Annotated in this window: 16 protein-coding genes; 12 read left to right on the top strand and 4 right to left on the bottom strand. The window is 68.9% G+C overall.

Annotated elements, in window-relative coordinates; genetic code table 11:
* The gene (locus tag J7D54_RS01840; RefSeq protein ID WP_182762642.1) at positions 1-1257 is read left to right on the top strand and encodes an acyl-CoA desaturase; all 1257 of its coding nucleotides are present in this window, start codon (positions 1-3) and stop codon (positions 1255-1257) included.
* A gap of 50 nt (positions 1258-1307) precedes the next feature.
* Positions 1308-2030 carry a hypothetical protein gene (locus tag J7D54_RS01845; RefSeq protein WP_182762640.1) on the top strand — a complete coding sequence of 241 codons (723 nt, stop codon included), beginning with the start codon at positions 1308-1310 and terminating at the stop codon, positions 2028-2030.
* Between the two features lie 30 nt (positions 2031-2060).
* On the opposite strand, the gene J7D54_RS01850 is transcribed toward J7D54_RS01845, so the two are convergent.
* Both J7D54_RS01850 and J7D54_RS01855 read right to left on the bottom strand, forming a co-directional pair.
* A complete protein-coding gene (locus J7D54_RS01850; RefSeq protein ID WP_182762638.1) occupies positions 2061-2579 on the bottom strand; it encodes a hypothetical protein in 519 nt (172 codons plus the stop codon).
* An 11-nt stretch (positions 2580-2590) separates the two neighbouring features.
* On the bottom strand, positions 2591-2944 hold the full coding sequence (locus tag J7D54_RS01855; RefSeq protein ID WP_076063686.1) for a DUF5997 family protein: 354 nt from the start codon (positions 2942-2944) through the stop codon (positions 2591-2593).
* A 33-nt stretch (positions 2945-2977) separates the two neighbouring features.
* Between J7D54_RS01855 and J7D54_RS01860 the strand changes: the two genes are divergently transcribed.
* From J7D54_RS01860 to J7D54_RS01880, 5 genes are all read left to right on the top strand, one after another.
* A complete protein-coding gene (locus tag J7D54_RS01860; RefSeq protein ID WP_182762636.1) occupies positions 2978-3616 on the top strand; it encodes a LysR family transcriptional regulator substrate-binding protein in 639 nt (212 codons plus the stop codon).
* 170 nt (positions 3617-3786) lie between these two features.
* Positions 3787-4476 carry a class E sortase gene (locus tag J7D54_RS01865; protein ID WP_182762634.1) on the top strand — a complete coding sequence of 230 codons (690 nt, stop codon included), beginning with the start codon at positions 3787-3789 and terminating at the stop codon, positions 4474-4476.
* Positions 4473-5012, top strand: a complete 540-nt coding sequence (gene pyrE / locus J7D54_RS01870; RefSeq protein ID WP_182762632.1) for an orotate phosphoribosyltransferase — start codon at positions 4473-4475, stop codon at positions 5010-5012. The genes J7D54_RS01865 and pyrE overlap by 4 nt, the downstream gene beginning before the upstream one ends.
* Before the next feature lie 175 nt (positions 5013-5187).
* Positions 5188-5919, top strand: a complete 732-nt coding sequence (locus J7D54_RS01875; RefSeq protein WP_182762630.1) for a LemA family protein — start codon at positions 5188-5190, stop codon at positions 5917-5919.
* A gap of 421 nt (positions 5920-6340) precedes the next feature.
* A complete protein-coding gene (locus J7D54_RS01880) occupies positions 6341-6883 on the top strand; it encodes a YceI family protein (protein ID WP_182762629.1) in 543 nt (180 codons plus the stop codon).
* A gap of 74 nt (positions 6884-6957) precedes the next feature.
* Here the strand turns inward: J7D54_RS01880 and J7D54_RS01885 are convergent, their stop codons facing one another.
* Positions 6958-7251: a GNAT family N-acetyltransferase gene (locus J7D54_RS01885; protein ID WP_182762627.1), complete on the bottom strand. Its 294-nt coding sequence runs from the start codon at positions 7249-7251 to the stop codon at positions 6958-6960.
* A 95-nt stretch (positions 7252-7346) separates the two neighbouring features.
* On the opposite strand from J7D54_RS01885, the gene J7D54_RS01890 reads away from it, so the two are divergent.
* The 5 genes from J7D54_RS01890 to fbaA all read left to right on the top strand — a co-directional run bounded on the left by J7D54_RS01890 (position 7347) and on the right by fbaA (position 12114).
* Complete coding sequence (locus J7D54_RS01890) at positions 7347-8705, top strand: hemolysin family protein (protein ID WP_182762625.1); 1359 nt, start codon at positions 7347-7349, stop codon at positions 8703-8705.
* Complete coding sequence (locus J7D54_RS01895) at positions 8705-9745, top strand: CNNM domain-containing protein (RefSeq protein ID WP_220486211.1); 1041 nt, start codon at positions 8705-8707, stop codon at positions 9743-9745. The genes J7D54_RS01890 and J7D54_RS01895 overlap by 1 nt, the downstream gene beginning before the upstream one ends.
* 18 nt (positions 9746-9763) lie before the next feature.
* The gene (locus J7D54_RS01900; RefSeq protein ID WP_182762623.1) at positions 9764-10414 is read left to right on the top strand and encodes a TrmH family RNA methyltransferase; all 651 of its coding nucleotides are present in this window, start codon (positions 9764-9766) and stop codon (positions 10412-10414) included.
* A 5-nt stretch (positions 10415-10419) separates the two neighbouring features.
* Positions 10420-10965 (top strand): hypothetical protein, encoded by a 546-nt coding sequence (locus tag J7D54_RS01905; protein WP_182762621.1) that lies wholly within the window; start codon positions 10420-10422, stop codon positions 10963-10965.
* Positions 10966-11091: 126 nt separating this feature from the next.
* Positions 11092-12114 (top strand): class II fructose-bisphosphate aldolase, encoded by a 1023-nt coding sequence (gene fbaA / locus J7D54_RS01910; RefSeq protein ID WP_182762619.1) that lies wholly within the window; start codon positions 11092-11094, stop codon positions 12112-12114.
* Positions 12115-12185: 71 nt separating this feature from the next.
* On the opposite strand, the gene J7D54_RS14365 is transcribed toward fbaA, so the two are convergent.
* The gene (locus J7D54_RS14365; protein WP_182762617.1) at positions 12186-15317 is read right to left on the bottom strand and encodes a S8 family serine peptidase; all 3132 of its coding nucleotides are present in this window, start codon (positions 15315-15317) and stop codon (positions 12186-12188) included.
* Between the last annotated feature and the right edge of the window lie 147 nt (positions 15318-15464).

Here is a 15464-nt window from a genome sequence, read left to right on the forward strand (position 1 = left end):
ATGACCGCCACCACGGAAGTTCGTTCCAACCGCATCACCGCCAGCACACCGCAACAGCGCGCCGAAACCTCGTCGACGGGGCGGCGCAACCCCATTGCCCACCTCAGCCCGGCAGACATCGAGGCCATCGGCCGCGAGCTCGACGAGCTCCGCGACGAGGTGCTGGGCAGCCGCGGCGCCAACGACGCCGACTACATCCGCGGGGTCATCCGCCTCCAGCGCATGCTCGAGGCCGGGAGCCGCGTGATGCTGCTGTTCTCGAAGTTCCCGCCGGCGTTCATCGCGGGCACCGCGGGGCTGACGTTCGCCAAGATCATCGAGAACACCGAGATCGGCCACAACATCCTCCACGGCCAGTGGGACTGGATGCGCGACAAGAAGATCCACTCCAGCACGTGGGAATGGGATTTCGCGTCGCCGGCGGACCAGTGGAAGCGCTCGCACAACGTGGAGCACCACACCTACACCAACGTCGTCGGCATGGACAACGACCTGGGCTACAACATCATGCGCGTGGACTCCGGCCAGGAATGGGAGCTCAAGCACCTGTTCCAGTCCGTGACGAACTTCTTCACCATGCTGTTCTTCGAGTACGGCATCGCCGCCTACGACATGCAGATCAAGGAGTGGAAGGACGGCAAGCGGTCCACGGCCGAGTTCAAGGCCGACCTGACCGCCACGCTGAAGAAGATCGGCAAGCAGTTCAGCAAGGACTACGTCGTGCACCCGTTGCTGTCGGGCCCGTCAGCGTTGCCCACGCTGGCTGCCAACGTGATCGCCAACACCTTGCGCAACATCTGGACCCACTCGGTGATCCTGTGCGGGCACCTGCCTGAGGGCGTCGAGACGTTCGAGACGGAATCCATCGAGGGCGAGACCCGGGGCGAGTGGTACCTGCGGCAGATGCTCGGCTCCGCCAACATCACCGGCTCGAGGGTGATGCACCTGATGACCGGGCACCTCTCGCACCAGATCGAGCACCACCTGTTCCCGGACATGCCCAGCAACCGGTACCCGCAGATCGCGCCGCGGGTCCAGGAACTGATGGAGCGCCACAACCTGCGCTACGTCTCCGGCCCCCTGTACAAGCAGGTGTTCTCTGCCTGGCGCACGGTGCTGCGCCATTCGCTGCCGGACAAGCGAGAGGGGTCGAGCCGACTGCGCGAGGTGGCCGGCGCGGCCCGCGACGCCGTGGGCGAGGTCGTGCGCAACACGCGCGGCATGTGGCTGCCCCGGCGGGCCGCCGTCGCGTCGTAGCCGACTATCCTGTGCTCCGACCGCCGTTGAGGGCATAGGAGGTGCGCGTCGTGCGGGAAGACCGGCCGAGTAGCCACCAGCAGTTGGGGCGAACCTTCATCACGCAGCAACGCGTGATCGCCCTGCTGAGCTTCTTCCTGCCGGTGTCGCTGATCGGTTGGAGCCTGATCAGCGGGGAAGGCCTTCGCGGCAGCATCTCGGAGTACTACTACACGCCGATGCGCGACGTGTTCGTCGGCACGCTGTGCGCGCTGGCCCTGTTCCTCTGGTCCTACCGCGGCTACCACCCCACCAACCCGGAGCTGCGGGCCGATCGGATCGTGGCCAAGGTGGCCTCGATCGCCGCGGCCCTCGTCGCGCTGGCCCCGCTCCAGCCGCGGCAGGCGGAGTGGGACTGCACGGTGCTGCAATGCGTGTTCGGGGTGAGCACCACCTACTGGCTGCACAATGTCGCCGCTTCGGTGTTCCTCCTGGCGCTGGCGACGTTCTGCCTGATCCTGTTCCCCATGAGCGCCATCCCGGAGCATGACCTGGGTCCCCGCCTGGTGGCCTACGGCATCAGCGGCGCCACCATCGTGATCGCGGTGCTCCTGATGGTGCTGTGGACGTTCCTGCCGGTGGAGATCTACTTCATGCTGGGCCGCTACAAGCCCATCCTGATGCTTGAGACGATCGCGCTGGTGGCCTTCGCGTGGAGCTGGTTCCTGCGGAGCCGCGCCGTCGAGCACGCCGCGCTCGCCCGGTTCCGGCCGCCCGAAGAGGTGGCGGCCTGACCCCGCCGTCGCGGCGCGGACGGGGCGGCGTCAGTTGCCCTCGGCGTCCTGCCTCGGCACGAAGCTGAGCACGCCGCAGTCGTGGCACTGGACGGCGTCGCCGTCGAGCAGCGCCTGTACGCCCACCTGCTTCTTCCACTCCAGGTACCGCGCGCGGTCGAGGTGCGCCACCCGGGCGGGGTCGATGACCTCCACCTGGTAGCTGTCGCACTCCGGGCACTGGGGCGTGGCGTCGAGCCACTGCACCTCGAAGTCGTCTCCCATGAGGCTGAAGTTGCCGCACTCCGGGCAGTCCCAGCACATGAGGATGGCTTCCGGGTCGATGCCGTAGCGGTCAACGAGCTCATCGAAGGACTGGGGGTCCGCCGCCCGCAGGTCCGTCGGGTCCAGCCAGGTGACCGGTGCCTCGCAGTAGTCGCAGACCTTCTCCGACATCAGCTGCAGGATCTTCTGCGCCTCTTCGTCGTCCTCCATGGAGCGCAGGAACTCCTCGTCGACGACGACTTCCTCGTCGGCGACCGGGGGATCTGTGGGTTCAATCGTGGCCATGGTCAGTCCTCTCAGTGCTGGTCGCGCTGACGGGCCTGTTCCTTCAGCACCTTCTGGTGCGTCTCGCGCTCGTCGACGAGCCAGCCCGGCGGGTTGGCCAGCAGCTCGCCGATCTCATCGCTGGTCAGCGCCTCCTTCACGCCGGAGCGGGCGAGGCCCGACTTCGAGACCCCCAGCTTCTGCGCGACGACGTCGCGGGGGAACGGGCCGTTGCGGCGCAGCTCCACCAACCACTCCGGCGGGTCGTCGCGCAGCGCGTCGACCTCTTCGCGGGTGATGGGGGTGGTGCGGAAGTCCTCGGGCGCGGCGGGCAGGTAGATGCCCAGTTTGGCCGCTGCGGTGATCGGCTTCATCGTCTGGCTCATGCCCGAAGCGTAGCCCTGCAGTAGCCTCAACGCATGACAGCAGCAGACGACGGCGGCCTGCGCATCGGCTTCGTGCCGGGCGTCACCCTCACCAAATGGCGCCGCATCTGGGGCGAGCGGTTCCGCGAACCGCTGGAGGTGACGGAGGTCACCGAGGCGGAGCAGCGGCGCGCCGTGGTCGCCGGTGACGTCGACTTGTGTTTCGTGCGGCTGCCCATCGACAAGAACGGGCTGCACGTCATCCCGCTCTACGAAGAACAGCCCGTGCTGTGGTTGAGCAAGGACCACCTCCTGGCGGCGCTGGACGAGGTCACCGCCGAGGATCTGGCCGAGGACGGCACGCGGGTGATCCACGACGCGGAGCCGGAGAGCGTCGACCTCGCCGCCTACTCCGCCGCCGTCCTCCGGGTGCCGATGTCGATCGCGCGCTCCGGCAGCCGCAAGGACATGGTCTACCTCCCCGTCGTCGATGCGGATCCCACCACGGTGGGCCTGGCGTGGCGGGTGGACAACGAGCACCCACGGATCGAGGACTTCATCGGCGTGGTGCGCGGCCGCACGGTCAACAGCACCCGGACCGCCCAGGCCAAGGGGGAGAAGCCCCCGAAGGAGCAGCCGCGCGCTGCGAAGCCCCCGCAGGCGAAGGGTCGACGGAGCCCACGCCGCCGTTGACTGCGGAGGGCGCATCAGATCTCCGCCAGCCGGGGTCTGCCCGCTCCGGCGCGCGCAGGCAGCCCCAGACTGGAGGAGTTTCCATGCACTACCCCAGGCGAGCCGCCCAGGGACGACCGCGGCGACGGCTCAGCAACCGCGAGTCGGCGGCATCCTGCAAGAATGGGGCCGTGGCGACTCGGGTGATCAGAGAGAAGCGGGGCATCTCCCCGTTCCTGCTGCTCCTCGCGACGCTGCTCGTCGTGGTCCTCGCCGTGGGCGCTTTCCTCGGTTGGCAGGTCTGGGGCACCACGGCGTTCGCCCGTGACCGCGCCGTCGACGAGATCACCCGGCTCCGCACGGAATGGGACGCGCCGCTCCCTCCCGAATTGCAGCAGGAGGACCCCGCCGCCCCGCCGCTCATCGCCGAGCCCGGCATGCATGAAGCCAACTGGCTGCTGCGCATTCCGGCCTTCAGCGCGGAGTGGCCGATCATCGCCGGGGTCGAGCCCACGGATCTCAACCGGGGTGTCGGTTGGTACCCCGGCAGCGCGCTGCCCGGCCAACTCGGCAACTTCGCCCTGGCGGGCAACTGCGTGACGGAGGGGGAGCCCTTCCGTCGCCTCCTCGAGTTGCGGCAGGGCGACGAGATCATCGTCGAGACCCGCACCGCCACCTTCACCTACGAGATCGTCTCGGCCCCCGCCGAGCTCACCGTCGGGGCTGACGACAACTGGGTCCTCGAGCCGGTCCCCGGCCACCCGGATGTCGTGCCCCACCAGGCCCTCATCACCCTCACCACCTGCGAGGATCTGTTCCCCACCCCGGACCGGGCCGTCGGCTTCGGCACCCTCAGCGACACGGAGAAGAAGACATCATGACCGACCGCACCGAACTCATCGAGCACGTCAAGAACCTCGCCGTCGTGCACGGCAAGGTCACCCTCGCCTCCGGGAAGGAGGCCGACTACTACGTCGACATGCGGCGCGTGACCCTCGACGGTGCGGCCGCCCCCGTCGTCGGCCGCGTGATGAACGACCTGGTCGCGGATCTTGATTTCGACGCCGTGGGCGGACTCACGCTGGGCGCCGACCCTGTCGCCACCGCCATGCTGCACTCGAAGGCCGCAGCCGGCGGCCGCCTGGACGTGTTCGTGGTGCGCAAGGAGAGCAAGTCGCACGGCATGCAGCGCCGGATCGAGGGCACCGAGGTCTCGGGCCGCCGGGTGCTGGTCGTCGAGGACACCTCCACGACGGGCGGCTCGGCCCTCACCGCCGTCGAGGCCGTGCGGGAGGCGGGCGCCGAGGTGGTGGCCGTGGCGGTGGTCGTCGACCGCGGCACCGGTGCGGCCGAGGCTGTCGCCGAGGCCGGGCTCGAGTACCGCTACGCCCTCAACCTCGCCGACCTCGGCCTCTGAGGCCCTCTCTTCGGCACCCCGCGGCCCCGTGCCGTGAGCAATTGGATGGGGTCACGGCGCGACACGCCGACAAGAACGCCCTTCCGGGGCGATGACCCCTCCAATTGCTCACGGTGAGACCCTGCCCGTGGCTTCGCGCCTGCGGTAGCGTGATTCCCGAAGATAGGAGAACTTCGTGGACACACTGCTGATCATCCTGGCCGTGCTGGTCGTCCTCGCCCTCGGCGTGGTCCTCTGGGGCGTTGCTGCCTACAACGGTTTCGTCAAGAGCCGCAACCTCATCCAGGAATCCTGGCGCCAGATCGACGTCGAACTCAACCGGCGCTACGAGCTGATCCCCAACCTGGTGGAGACGGTCCGCGGCTACGCGGCGCACGAGCGCAACACGCTCGAGCAGATCACCGCGCTGCGCAACCAGGCCCGTGCGCTCGCCGGCCAGAGCGGCGGCCAGCCCAGCCAAGAACGCGCCGCCGTCGAATCCGAACTGACCCAGGCCGTGCACAACCTGCTGGTGTCCGTGGAGGCCTACCCGGATCTGAAGTCCAACCAGAACTTCATGCAGCTCCAGCGCGAGCTGACCGACACCGAGGACCGCATCGCCGCCTCGCGTCGCTTCTACAACGCCAACGTGCGCGACTACAACACGCGCATCGAGTCGGTACCCAGCAACATCATCGCCGGGTTCGCGAAGTTCGAGAAGGCCACCTACTTCGAGGTCAACGACCCGATGGTCCGCCAGGCCCCCGACGTGAACTTCGGCGAGATCTCCCAGCGTCCCCCCGCCGCCCCCGAGCAGCAGCAGCAGATCGCGCCGCAGCAGCAGTACCAGCAGCCGGTCCAGCCGCCTCAGCAGCAGATCCAGCAGCCGCAGCAGCAGCCCGCGGAGCGGCCCCCGTTCGAGAACTGAGCGGCCCCTAGCAGGCAGACGCCCCTTCGTCGTAGCGACGCAGGGGCGTCTTCCGCTTTCGGCTCGCCCCACCGTCGGCCCGGCCCACGTCGCGCCCGGCCGTCGGCTCCGAATCCAGATTCGGCGTCGTCCGCGACCTCAGATCTAGATTCGGCCCTCACGCCACCCCACCCCAAATCCAGATTCAGCGTCATCAACCACCCCAAATCTGGATTCAGCGTCATCAACCACCGCAAATCTAGATTCAGCGTCATCAACCACCCCAGATCTTGATGTGGAGCCATCGCCCCAACCAGACGTCCCTCCTCATCGAGGCGACACGCGGATGCCACTAGGCCTTTTGTTGAAAACCGCTCGACATAGTTGAAACCTCAACCAAAGACTGTTAGAGTTTCAACTACCACCCCGGAAAGGAAACAACATGTCCCTCAACGAACTCCACGGCACCTTCGTCCTCGATCCCGCCCACACCACCCTCTCCTTCGTGACCCGCCACGCGATGGTCACCAAGGTCCGCGGCTCCTTCGAGAAGTTCGAGGGCCAGGCCGTCATCAACGCCGACGATGTGAAGGCCAGCACCCTCGAGGTCACCATCGACGCCGCGTCGATCAACACCCGCAACGCCGACCGCGACGGCCACATCCGCTCCGCCGACTTCTTCGATGTCGAGAACTACCCCACCTGGACCTTCAAGGGCACCGACTTCTCCATCGAAGGCGACACCGTCAACGTGACCGGCGACCTCACCATCAAGGACGTCACCAAGTCCATCACCATCCCGCTGGAGTACCAGGGCTCGGCCCTCGACCCCTTCGGCAACACCCGCGTGGGCTTTGAAGGCTCCAAGCAGATCCAGCGCTCCGACTTCGGCCTGACCTGGAACGCCGCCCTCGAGACCGGCGGCTTCCTCGTCTCCGACAAGGTCGTCCTCGAGTTCGAGATCTCGGCCATCAAGCAGGCCTGATCTCCCCAGATCCCCACAGGAACGCCCCGGTGACCACACCGGGGCGTTCTCCTGTCCCCAAGCAGGGCAGCGGGTCAGGAGCCGTAGCCGAGCGACTCGTATTCAGGGTGCTTGGCCATCCAGCTCTTGACGAACGGGCAGATGGGCAGCACCTGGCGGTCGCCGGCCCCGCGCACGTCGTCGAGGGCACCGCGGACGAGAGTGGAACCCAGACCCTTGCCCTCGAAGGCGGGGTCGATCTCCGTGTGGGTGAACGTGATGAGTTCGTTGCTCAAAATGTAGTCGGCGAAACCGGCGAGGTCGTCGCCCAGCCGGATCTCGTAGCGGTTCTGCTCGGGATTGTTGGTGACGGTGGCTTTTTCGGTCATGTGTCGACGATACGTCCGCCTGACATACTGGAGCGCATGCCATGCTGTGACACTTCGGAGGGGTCCCAACGTCTGCCTCTGAGAGGTAAGCCCCGATGACCCCTGTTGTATCCCTGCTCGTAGGCGTCCTGGTCGTGCTCCTGATCACAGTCGCCACCGGCTACTTCGTGGCGCAGGAGTTCGCCTACGTCGCCGTTGACCGGTCCAAGTTGGGCAGCCGCGCCAAGGCCGGCGACGACCGCGCGGCCCGCACCCTCGAGATCACCCGTCGCACCTCGTTCATGCTCTCCGGCGCCCAGCTGGGCATCACCGTCACGGGCCTGCTCGTCGGCTACGTGGCGGAGCCACTGATCGGCCAGGCCATCGGCTCCCTGCTCGACGGCGGGGCGCTCACCGCGGTCAGCGTGGCCATCGGCGGATTCGTCGCCATCGGGTTTTCCACGTTCGTGCAGATGCTGATCGGCGAGCTGTTCCCCAAGAACTACGCCATCGCCCGCTCGACGGTGGTGGCGGACGCGCTGACGCCGTCGACGCGCATCTACCTGGCCATGTTCGGTCCCATCATCTGGGTCTTCGACAAGGCGGCCGAACTGCTGCTCCGTGCGCTGCGGATCGAGCCCGTGCACGACGTCGAGTCGGCCGCGTCGGCCACAGATCTCGAGCGCGTCGTCGCTGCCTCGCGCGAATCCGGCACGCTGTCGCCCGAGCTGGCGCACATCCTGGACCGGATCCTCGACTTCCCGCGCCGCGACCTCGACCACGCCATGAACCCCCGCGTGCACGTCGACGTGGTGCGCGCCGACGCCACCATCGGCGAGGTGCGCAACCTCATGGCCACCGGCCACACCCGCTACCCGGTGGTGGACGAACATGACTCGGTGATCGGGGTGGTCCAATTGGCAGATGTGCTGCGCACCGGCCGCGCCCTCGACGAGCCCGTGCTGCGCATCGCCCGCGAGCCCTTCCGGCTGCCGGATCTCACCAAGCTGCCGGACGCCGAGAACCAGCTGCGCGCCGCCGGCGAACAGATGGCCTGCATCATCGACGAGTTCGGCGTCTTCGTGGGCGTCGTGACCCTCGAGGACCTGGCCGAGGAGGTCATCGGCGAGCTGACCGACGAGCACGACCCCGACAACCCCGATTACCTCCCGCAGTCCGACGACGGCGTCTGGGTCATGCCCGGCGACGTCCACGTGGACGAGGTGGAGCGCGCCATCGGCCTCAAGCTCCCCGGCGGCGACTTCGAGACCATCTCCGGCCTCATCATCCACTCCCTGGGGGATCTGCCCGAGGAGGGCGCCGTCGTGAACCTCGTGTTGGAGCCGACGGCGGCGCAGCGCGCCATCGACTCCCACTCCCCGGCGCACCTCGTGCGCATCGAGGTGCTGGCCGTGGAGCGCCACGTGGCCTCCCGCGTGCGGATCTCGCTGCCTGAACTGGGGGAGCAGAAATGATGTTGCTCGAGACAGGCATGAGTGGCTGGACCGTCACCCTCTGGACCGTGCTGATCATCGTGTTGAGCGCGTTCTTCGTCGCCGTCGAATTTGCGCTGATGGCCGCCAAGCCGCACCGGTTGGAGGAGCGGGCGGGCACGTTCGCCGGCCGCGCCGCCATCAAGAGTTCGCATGAACTCACCCTGGTGCTGGCCGGCTCCCAGCTGGGCATCACGGTGTGCACGCTGGCGCTCGGCGCCATCACCAAGCCCGCCGTGCACCACGCGCTGACCCCGCTGCTGGAGGTCACGGGGCTGCCGGCCGCCGTTGCCGACGTCGCGTCGTTCGTACTGGCGCTGATCATCGTCACGTTCCTCCACCTGGTGGTGGGGGAGATGGCGCCCAAGTCCTGGGCCATCGCGCACCCCGAGGAATCCTCGGTGCTGCTGGCGGTGCCGATGCGGGCCTTCATGTTCGTGGTCCGTCCCATCCTCAGGGCGATGAACGCCATGGCCAACTGGCTGGTCCGCAAGGCCGGCGCGGAGCCCGTCGACGGGCTGTCGGCCACGCAGGACGTCGCCGGTCTGCGCCACCTGGTGGAGCATTCCGCCAACGTCGGCGCGCTGGAGGCCGGCTACCAGTCGTCGATCACCTCCGTGCTGACCCTGCGCGAGCGTCAGGTGCGCGAACTGGTGCCCGAGGAGCAGGAACTGGCCGCCATCCCGGTGACCGGGACCTTGGCCGACGTGCAGATGGTCACCCGGAACCACGGCCACATGCGGGTGCTCGTCCGCGACGGTGGGACCACCGTCGGCATCGTGCACGTCCGCGACACCCTGGACGAGCCGGACCTGTCGCGGCCCGCGATGGACGTGGCGCGCCCGCCCGTGCGGTTGTCGGCGGACAGCGGTGTGGCCACCGCGCTGAACCAGCTGCGCTTGGCGCGCACGCAGATCGCCGTGGTGACTGACGGCGACCTCGAGATCGGCATCGTGACGCTCAGCGACGTGCTGCCCGGGCTGATGCCCACGGGCATTGTCCAATCCGTCGATGCGGGCTGAGCCGCTATCCTGCCGGGCATGACCGACGAGCCCCACGACCCCACTGCGCCGACCGTGGGAGTGGGGCCGCACCCGGAGCCGTGGCCGGACGATGAGCGCCTCGACGCGGGACTGCTGCGCGACGGCGACCGCCGCAACGTGACAGACCGGTACCGGTACTGGAAGCTCGAGGCCATCGTCGCCGATCTTGACCGCACCCGCTCCCGGTTGCACGTGGCCATCCAGAACTGGGAGCACGACTTCAACATCGGCTCCATCGTGCGCACCGCCAACGCGTTCAACGTGGCGGCCGTCCACATCGTCGGGAAGCGACGGTGGAACCGGCGCGGCGCGATGGTCACGGACCGCTACCTCCACGTCCACCACCACGAGGACGAGGCGTCGCTGATGGCCTTCCTCGCGGAGCGGGGCGTCACGGCTGTGGGCGTCGACAACCTGCCCGGTTCCGTGCCCCTGGAGACGGCGCAACTCCCGGCCGACGGCTGCCTGATCTTCGGCTCCGAGGGCCCCGGCCTGACGGAGGCGATGGTGGCGGGCTGCGAGCAGTTGGTGGCCATCACGCAGCACGGTTCCACCCGCTCGATGAACGCCGGGGCGGCCGCGGCGATCGCGATGTACCACTGGCAGCTGCAGCACGGGCCGGCCTCAACCGGCGTGGCGCTAGCATGACCTCCATGCAGCAGCAGGGACAGCGATTCGCGGCCGGGCTGACGCCTCTGCCCACGGCGGCACGCGTCACCAGAGCGCGGAGCACCCTGCGGTGGCGCGTGATCTCGACGGTGGTTTCGCTGGTCCTGCTGGTGGTGTTCTGGTTCTTCTTCGGCCGCGACTGGTCGCTGGGCTGGACCATCGGCATCGCCGCCCTGTGGCTGGTGTCGACGGTGTTCTGGCTCGTGTTGTCGGCCGTCGGGCTGAGCAACGCCAAGAAGGACCTGGCCGCCATCACCGACGGCGTGGCCTTCTACCTGGACCCCAAGGGCGTCGAGTTCGTCCACCCCACCGCCGTGACGGTGCCGTGGGCCGAGGTGACGGCGCTGAAGCTCGCAGGCCACAACTTCGGCGCCGGGCCCACCCTCGTCGTCGAGGCCAACGGCCAACTGGCGGCCAAGGTGCCCGTGGCGTTCCTCGACGCCGCCCCGGCGGTCATCGACTCCGCCGCCCAGGCGTACTCGCTGGGCCGGGTGCGCCTCGACACCACGGCGCTCGACAACCTGCTCTGACCCTCTGACACGTTCCCTGGCGCCCCGGGAACGCCCGGGCTACAACCCGGACCCAGACGGTGTGGAATCCAGCCGACGCGATAGGCTGGGCGGGAACCAGTTTTCATCGAGAAAAAAGGGGCTCCCATGCCAGTTGCAACTCCTGAGGTCTACACGGAGATGCTCGACCGGGCCAAGGCGGGCAAGTTCGCCTACCCGGCCATCAACGTCTCCTCCTCGCAGACCCTCAACGCCGCTCTCCAGGGCTTCGCCGAAGCAGGCTCGGACGGCATTCTGCAGGTCTCCACCGGCGGCGCCGAGTACTTCTCCGGCCCCACCATCAAGGACAAGATCGCCGGCGCAGCCGCTTTCGCGGCCTACGCCCAGGAAGTCGCCAAGAACTACCCGGTCAACGTGGCGCTCCACACGGACCACTGCCCGAAGGACAAGCTGGACAGCTTCGTGCGTCCGCTGCTCTCCATCTCGGAGGAGCGCGTCGCCCGTGGCGAACTGCCGCTGTTCCAGTCGCACATGTGGGACGGTTCCGCCGTTCCCATGGAGGAGAACCTGCAGATCGCTGCTGAGCTCCTCGAGCGTTGCGCCAAGGCCAACATCGTCCTCGAGATCGAGGTCGGCGTCGTCGGCGGCGAAGAGGACGGCGTCGAAGCCGCCATCAACGAGAAGCTCTACACCACCGTCGAAGACGGCCTGCGCACCATCGAGGTCCTCGGCCTCGGCGAGAAGGGCCGCTACATGACGGCCCTCACCTTCGGCAACGTGCACGGCGTGTACAAGCCGGGTGCCGTCAAGCTGCGCCCGGAGCTCCTCAAGGAGATCCAGGACGCCGTCGGCGCCAAGTACGGCAAGGAGAAGCCGTTCGACCTCGTGTTCCACGGCGGTTCCGGCTCCACCGCGCAGGAGATCTCCGACGCGGTCGACCACGGTGTCATCAAGATGAACATCGACACCGACACCCAGTACGCCTTCACCCGCCCGGTCGTCACGCACATGTTCAAGAACTACGACGGTGTGCTGAAGATCGACGGTGAGGTCGGCAACAAGAAGCTGTACGACCCCCGCGCCTGGGGCAAGGCAGCCGAGGCCGGCATGGCCGCCCGCGTCGTGGAGGCCTGCCAGCAGCTCCGCTCCGCCGGCCAGTCGTCCAAGTGACGCCTCGCTGACGCACTGAACAATGCTGCGGCCGGTCCCCTCGGGGGCCGGCCGCAGTTGTTTTCGTCAGGTCAGCGGAACCGGACGATGTTGTTGAGGATCTCCTTCGTCACCCAGGTGTACTGGGTGCCGCCGCCCGCCGTGGGCAGTGCCGCGATGACGCTGGCGCCCAGGTAGGTGCGGCAGCCGCCGCGGCCCGTGGCGGCGGTGTCGCACTCGGTGCGCCACGTGCGGCCGTCGGCCGATGTCCAGGCGCCGCCCCGGGCCAACGGGTTGGTGCCCCACTGGGCGCGCGTCATCCGCGGCAGGTAGGTGAGGTTGTTGAACACCCACCCCGTCGTCTGGGTGAACGCCCCGGCCGTCTCGGTGACGGTGGTGGCCATGATCATCGTGCGGCAGCGCACCGTCTGCGAGTACGGCTCGCAGGCCGTGAACCACTGCCGGCCGTTGACCATGTGTAGGCCCGGCGTGTTGTAGACGTCCCTGACCTCGGGCCTCGGGGCGGCTGTGGTCGGCCTTCGCGTCGGCTCCGGGCTGGGCTCCTCCGGTTCGATGGCCTCCAGCCAGGTGAACGACGGCGACGTCCAGGTCTCGGTCAGCGCCGGGGTGTCGGAGTTGGTCACGGTGATCCGCAGGGCGTAGGTGCCGTGCGGGGCGGGCATCGGTTCGCCGTCGGCGCCGGCCAGCATGCCGTCCCAGGCGGCGAAGTTGGCCTCCGGTGAGCGCCACGGAGCGGGCTCGGTGTAGACCTCCTGCTCGGACCTCTCGACCGGCGTTCCCTGGGTGTCGGTGGCCAGCACCGACAGCGTGACGGCCGAGGCGGGAGTGCCCAGCGTGAACCCGACGGCGGGCAGCTGCCACTCGTCGTAGGGCGTGTCGTCCTCCCGGACGCCGAAGGCCGGCATGGAATCGGTGCACTGGCGGCCCTCCACCTCGGCGCAGCCCCACAGCACGCCGAGGAACGGCGCGCTGGCGCTGGCCTGCGGGAACAGCAGGGGCGCGTCGCCGTAGTCGCCCTTCATGCCGGCGAAGGGGACCCGGAGGGAGTCACCGTCCGTCGTGAACTGCAGGAAACCGCTGTAGATGGCGGTGTCCGGGGCGGTCTCCGGCGCGTCGATCGTGACGTCGACGGTGGCGCTGCCGCCAGCGGGAACCGTGACCGTGGGTGCCGAAAAGGCGACCTCGGCGGCTTCCTGCGTGAAGTCCGGCCGGTTCTGCGTCCTGGATTCGCCCCAGGCGACCGAGCTCGTCACCGCGTCGTCGTGCGAGGCCCGCCAGGTGACGGGGGCGTCCGTCGCGTTGGTCAGCGTGAGCGTCTGGCGGAACGGGCCGTCCGCGGACTGCCCGGTGGCCAGCTTCGACGGGGTGACGAGGTGCTGCTGCGTGATGGCCCGGTCCACGTGGATCAGGCCGGCGCCCTGGCGGTGGGCCGCGTCGAGGACGCCCGATTGGGGCATGAACGAGTAGACGGCGGGGGTGGCGGTGTTCTGCAGCCGGGTGCGGATCTCGACGGGGGTGTAGCCGGGGTTGCGCTGCAGGAGGAGCGCGGCGGCGCCGGCGACGTGCGGCGCGGCCATCGAGGTGCCCGACGACAGCCCGTGGCCGCCCATGGACAGCGGCAGCGTCGAATAGACGTCGCCGCCCGGGGCCGCCAGGTCGGGCTTCAGGCCCAGTTCCGCGTCGAGTCCCCAGGAGGTGAACGACGAGGCCAGCCCGGGGGTGTACGGGTTGGGGTCGTCGATGAACGTGCCCGGGACGGTCACGGTCACCGGGCCGTTCGCCAGCGACTGGACCACCTGACGCCCGGCGTCGGCGAGGATGCCGATCATCGGGATGTCGTTGGCCTCGGCCCACTCCCAGGAGAAGTAGTCGCCGTGGAGCACCACGCCGATGGCGCCGGAGTCCAGCGCGAGCTGCGTGCGCCGCTCGATGTCGCAGCCGCCGGTGCCGGGGAGCAACGCGATCCTGCCCTCCAGCGCGGGGTCCAGCTTGCACTGGAGCGGGTCGCTGAACCTGGCCAGTTCGCCGGTGAAGCCTGTCGGCACGGGAGCGGCGGACACGACGGTGTAGCCGGAGCGGATGGGATCGCCGGAGGCCGGAGTGAACACCACCTCGGGGGTGGCGATGCTCGTCGAGTCGAACGAGGCAACCGCGATGGCCTTCTCCGCCACCGACGGGGCCCGCAGCGTCTGCGTGCCCATCTCGCCCTCGTTGCCCGCGGCCACCACCAGGACGACGCCGGCGTCGACCATGCGGTCACCGGCCTGCGACAGCGGGTGGTTCGGCGAGCTCTGGAACGGCCAGCCGAGGCTCATGTTGACGACGTCCATGCCGTCGGCGGTGGCGCGTTCCATGGCGTCGAGGACGACGGCCATGGTGGTGTCGCCGCTGCAGGTGAGCACCTTGTAGGCGCCCAGCGTCGCCTCGGGGGCCACGCCGACGACCTCGCCCGCGCCGCCGACGGTGCCGGCCACGTGTGTGCCGTGGCCGAGGCAGTCCATGGGATCCCTGTCCGGGGCGATCTCGCCGGCGCCGCCCTCATCGTCGGGGGAGGGGCTCCAGTGGTCGCCGATGAGGTCCCGGCCGTAGGCCACGCGGGCGGTGGGGAACGTCGTCCCGGAGCCGGTGCCGCCCAGATCCGGGTGGGTGTAGTCGACGCCGGAGTCGATGATGCCGACCTTCACGCCCCGGCCCGTCACCCCGAGCGCGCTCTGCGCCCTGTCGGCGCCGATCATGGCCAGCGCCGGCCTGGTGGGCGAGCCATCGGCCGACGGCGGGGCCGTGGGAACGCGCAGGCCCAGCACCGGCTGGACCGACCTGACCGAGCGCAGCCCGGCCAGTTTCCTGGCCTGCGCGTCGTCGGCGCGGACGGTGACGCCGTTGAACAGCCGCGTGTAGACGCGGTTCACCTCGGCAGGCAGGCTCGCGGCACGCGCCTCTGCGGTGAAGTCCGAGCGGTCACGCTGGAGTTGCGTCTGCCTGCCGCCGGAGACCGTCGGCTGGGAACGGAATTCGACGAACCACTCCCCGGTGGGCCAGGTCTTCCCGAGTTCTGCCGAGGGGGTGGTCACGTGGTCGGCGAGGTTGCCCAGGTCCACCGTGGCGGCGGTCTGGTCGTCGGCCCGCGAGACCGCGGGGGAGAGGGTGAGAGCGGCGACGACGAGCGAAGTCATCGCCGTGCGCCACCAACGTTGCTGGAACATGGCGTCCTTCCGTTGCCAAGGGCTGAGCACAACCTACTGGTCCGCGACGGCTTCGCGCCTCCGCCCCAGGTCTGGAGGTCCCGGCACCTCCGGGGCAGGTGCAGAGGGGGCCCGGCGAACGTGTCGCCGGGCCCTCTGGGTGCTTCA

Origin of the sequence: Tessaracoccus sp. MC1865 (genome assembly GCF_017815535.1) — a bacterium.
Lineage (GTDB): Bacteria > Actinomycetota > Actinomycetes > Propionibacteriales > Propionibacteriaceae > Arachnia.

Excerpts from the sequence above, each read along its gene's own strand:
- J7D54_RS01840 (WP_182762642.1), top strand. The coding sequence starts at position 1 with ATGACCGCCACCACGGAAGTTCGTTCCAACCGCATCACCGCCAGCACA.
- J7D54_RS01850 (WP_182762638.1), bottom strand. The coding sequence starts at position 2,579 with ATGGCCACGATTGAACCCACAGATCCCCCGGTCGCCGACGAGGAAGTC.
- J7D54_RS01855 (WP_076063686.1), bottom strand. The coding sequence starts at position 2,944 with ATGAGCCAGACGATGAAGCCGATCACCGCAGCGGCCAAACTGGGCATC.
- J7D54_RS01860 (WP_182762636.1), top strand. The coding sequence starts at position 2,978 with ATGACAGCAGCAGACGACGGCGGCCTGCGCATCGGCTTCGTGCCGGGC.
- pyrE (WP_182762632.1), top strand. The coding sequence starts at position 4,473 with ATGACCGACCGCACCGAACTCATCGAGCACGTCAAGAACCTCGCCGTC.
- J7D54_RS01880 (WP_182762629.1), top strand. The coding sequence starts at position 6,341 with ATGTCCCTCAACGAACTCCACGGCACCTTCGTCCTCGATCCCGCCCAC.
- J7D54_RS01885 (WP_182762627.1), bottom strand. The coding sequence starts at position 7,251 with ATGACCGAAAAAGCCACCGTCACCAACAATCCCGAGCAGAACCGCTAC.
- J7D54_RS01890 (WP_182762625.1), top strand. The coding sequence starts at position 7,347 with ATGACCCCTGTTGTATCCCTGCTCGTAGGCGTCCTGGTCGTGCTCCTG.
- J7D54_RS01895 (WP_220486211.1), top strand. The coding sequence starts at position 8,705 with ATGTTGCTCGAGACAGGCATGAGTGGCTGGACCGTCACCCTCTGGACC.
- J7D54_RS01900 (WP_182762623.1), top strand. The coding sequence starts at position 9,764 with ATGACCGACGAGCCCCACGACCCCACTGCGCCGACCGTGGGAGTGGGG.
- J7D54_RS01905 (WP_182762621.1), top strand. The coding sequence starts at position 10,420 with ATGCAGCAGCAGGGACAGCGATTCGCGGCCGGGCTGACGCCTCTGCCC.
- fbaA (WP_182762619.1), top strand. The coding sequence starts at position 11,092 with ATGCCAGTTGCAACTCCTGAGGTCTACACGGAGATGCTCGACCGGGCC.
- J7D54_RS14365 (WP_182762617.1), bottom strand. The coding sequence starts at position 15,317 with ATGTTCCAGCAACGTTGGTGGCGCACGGCGATGACTTCGCTCGTCGTC.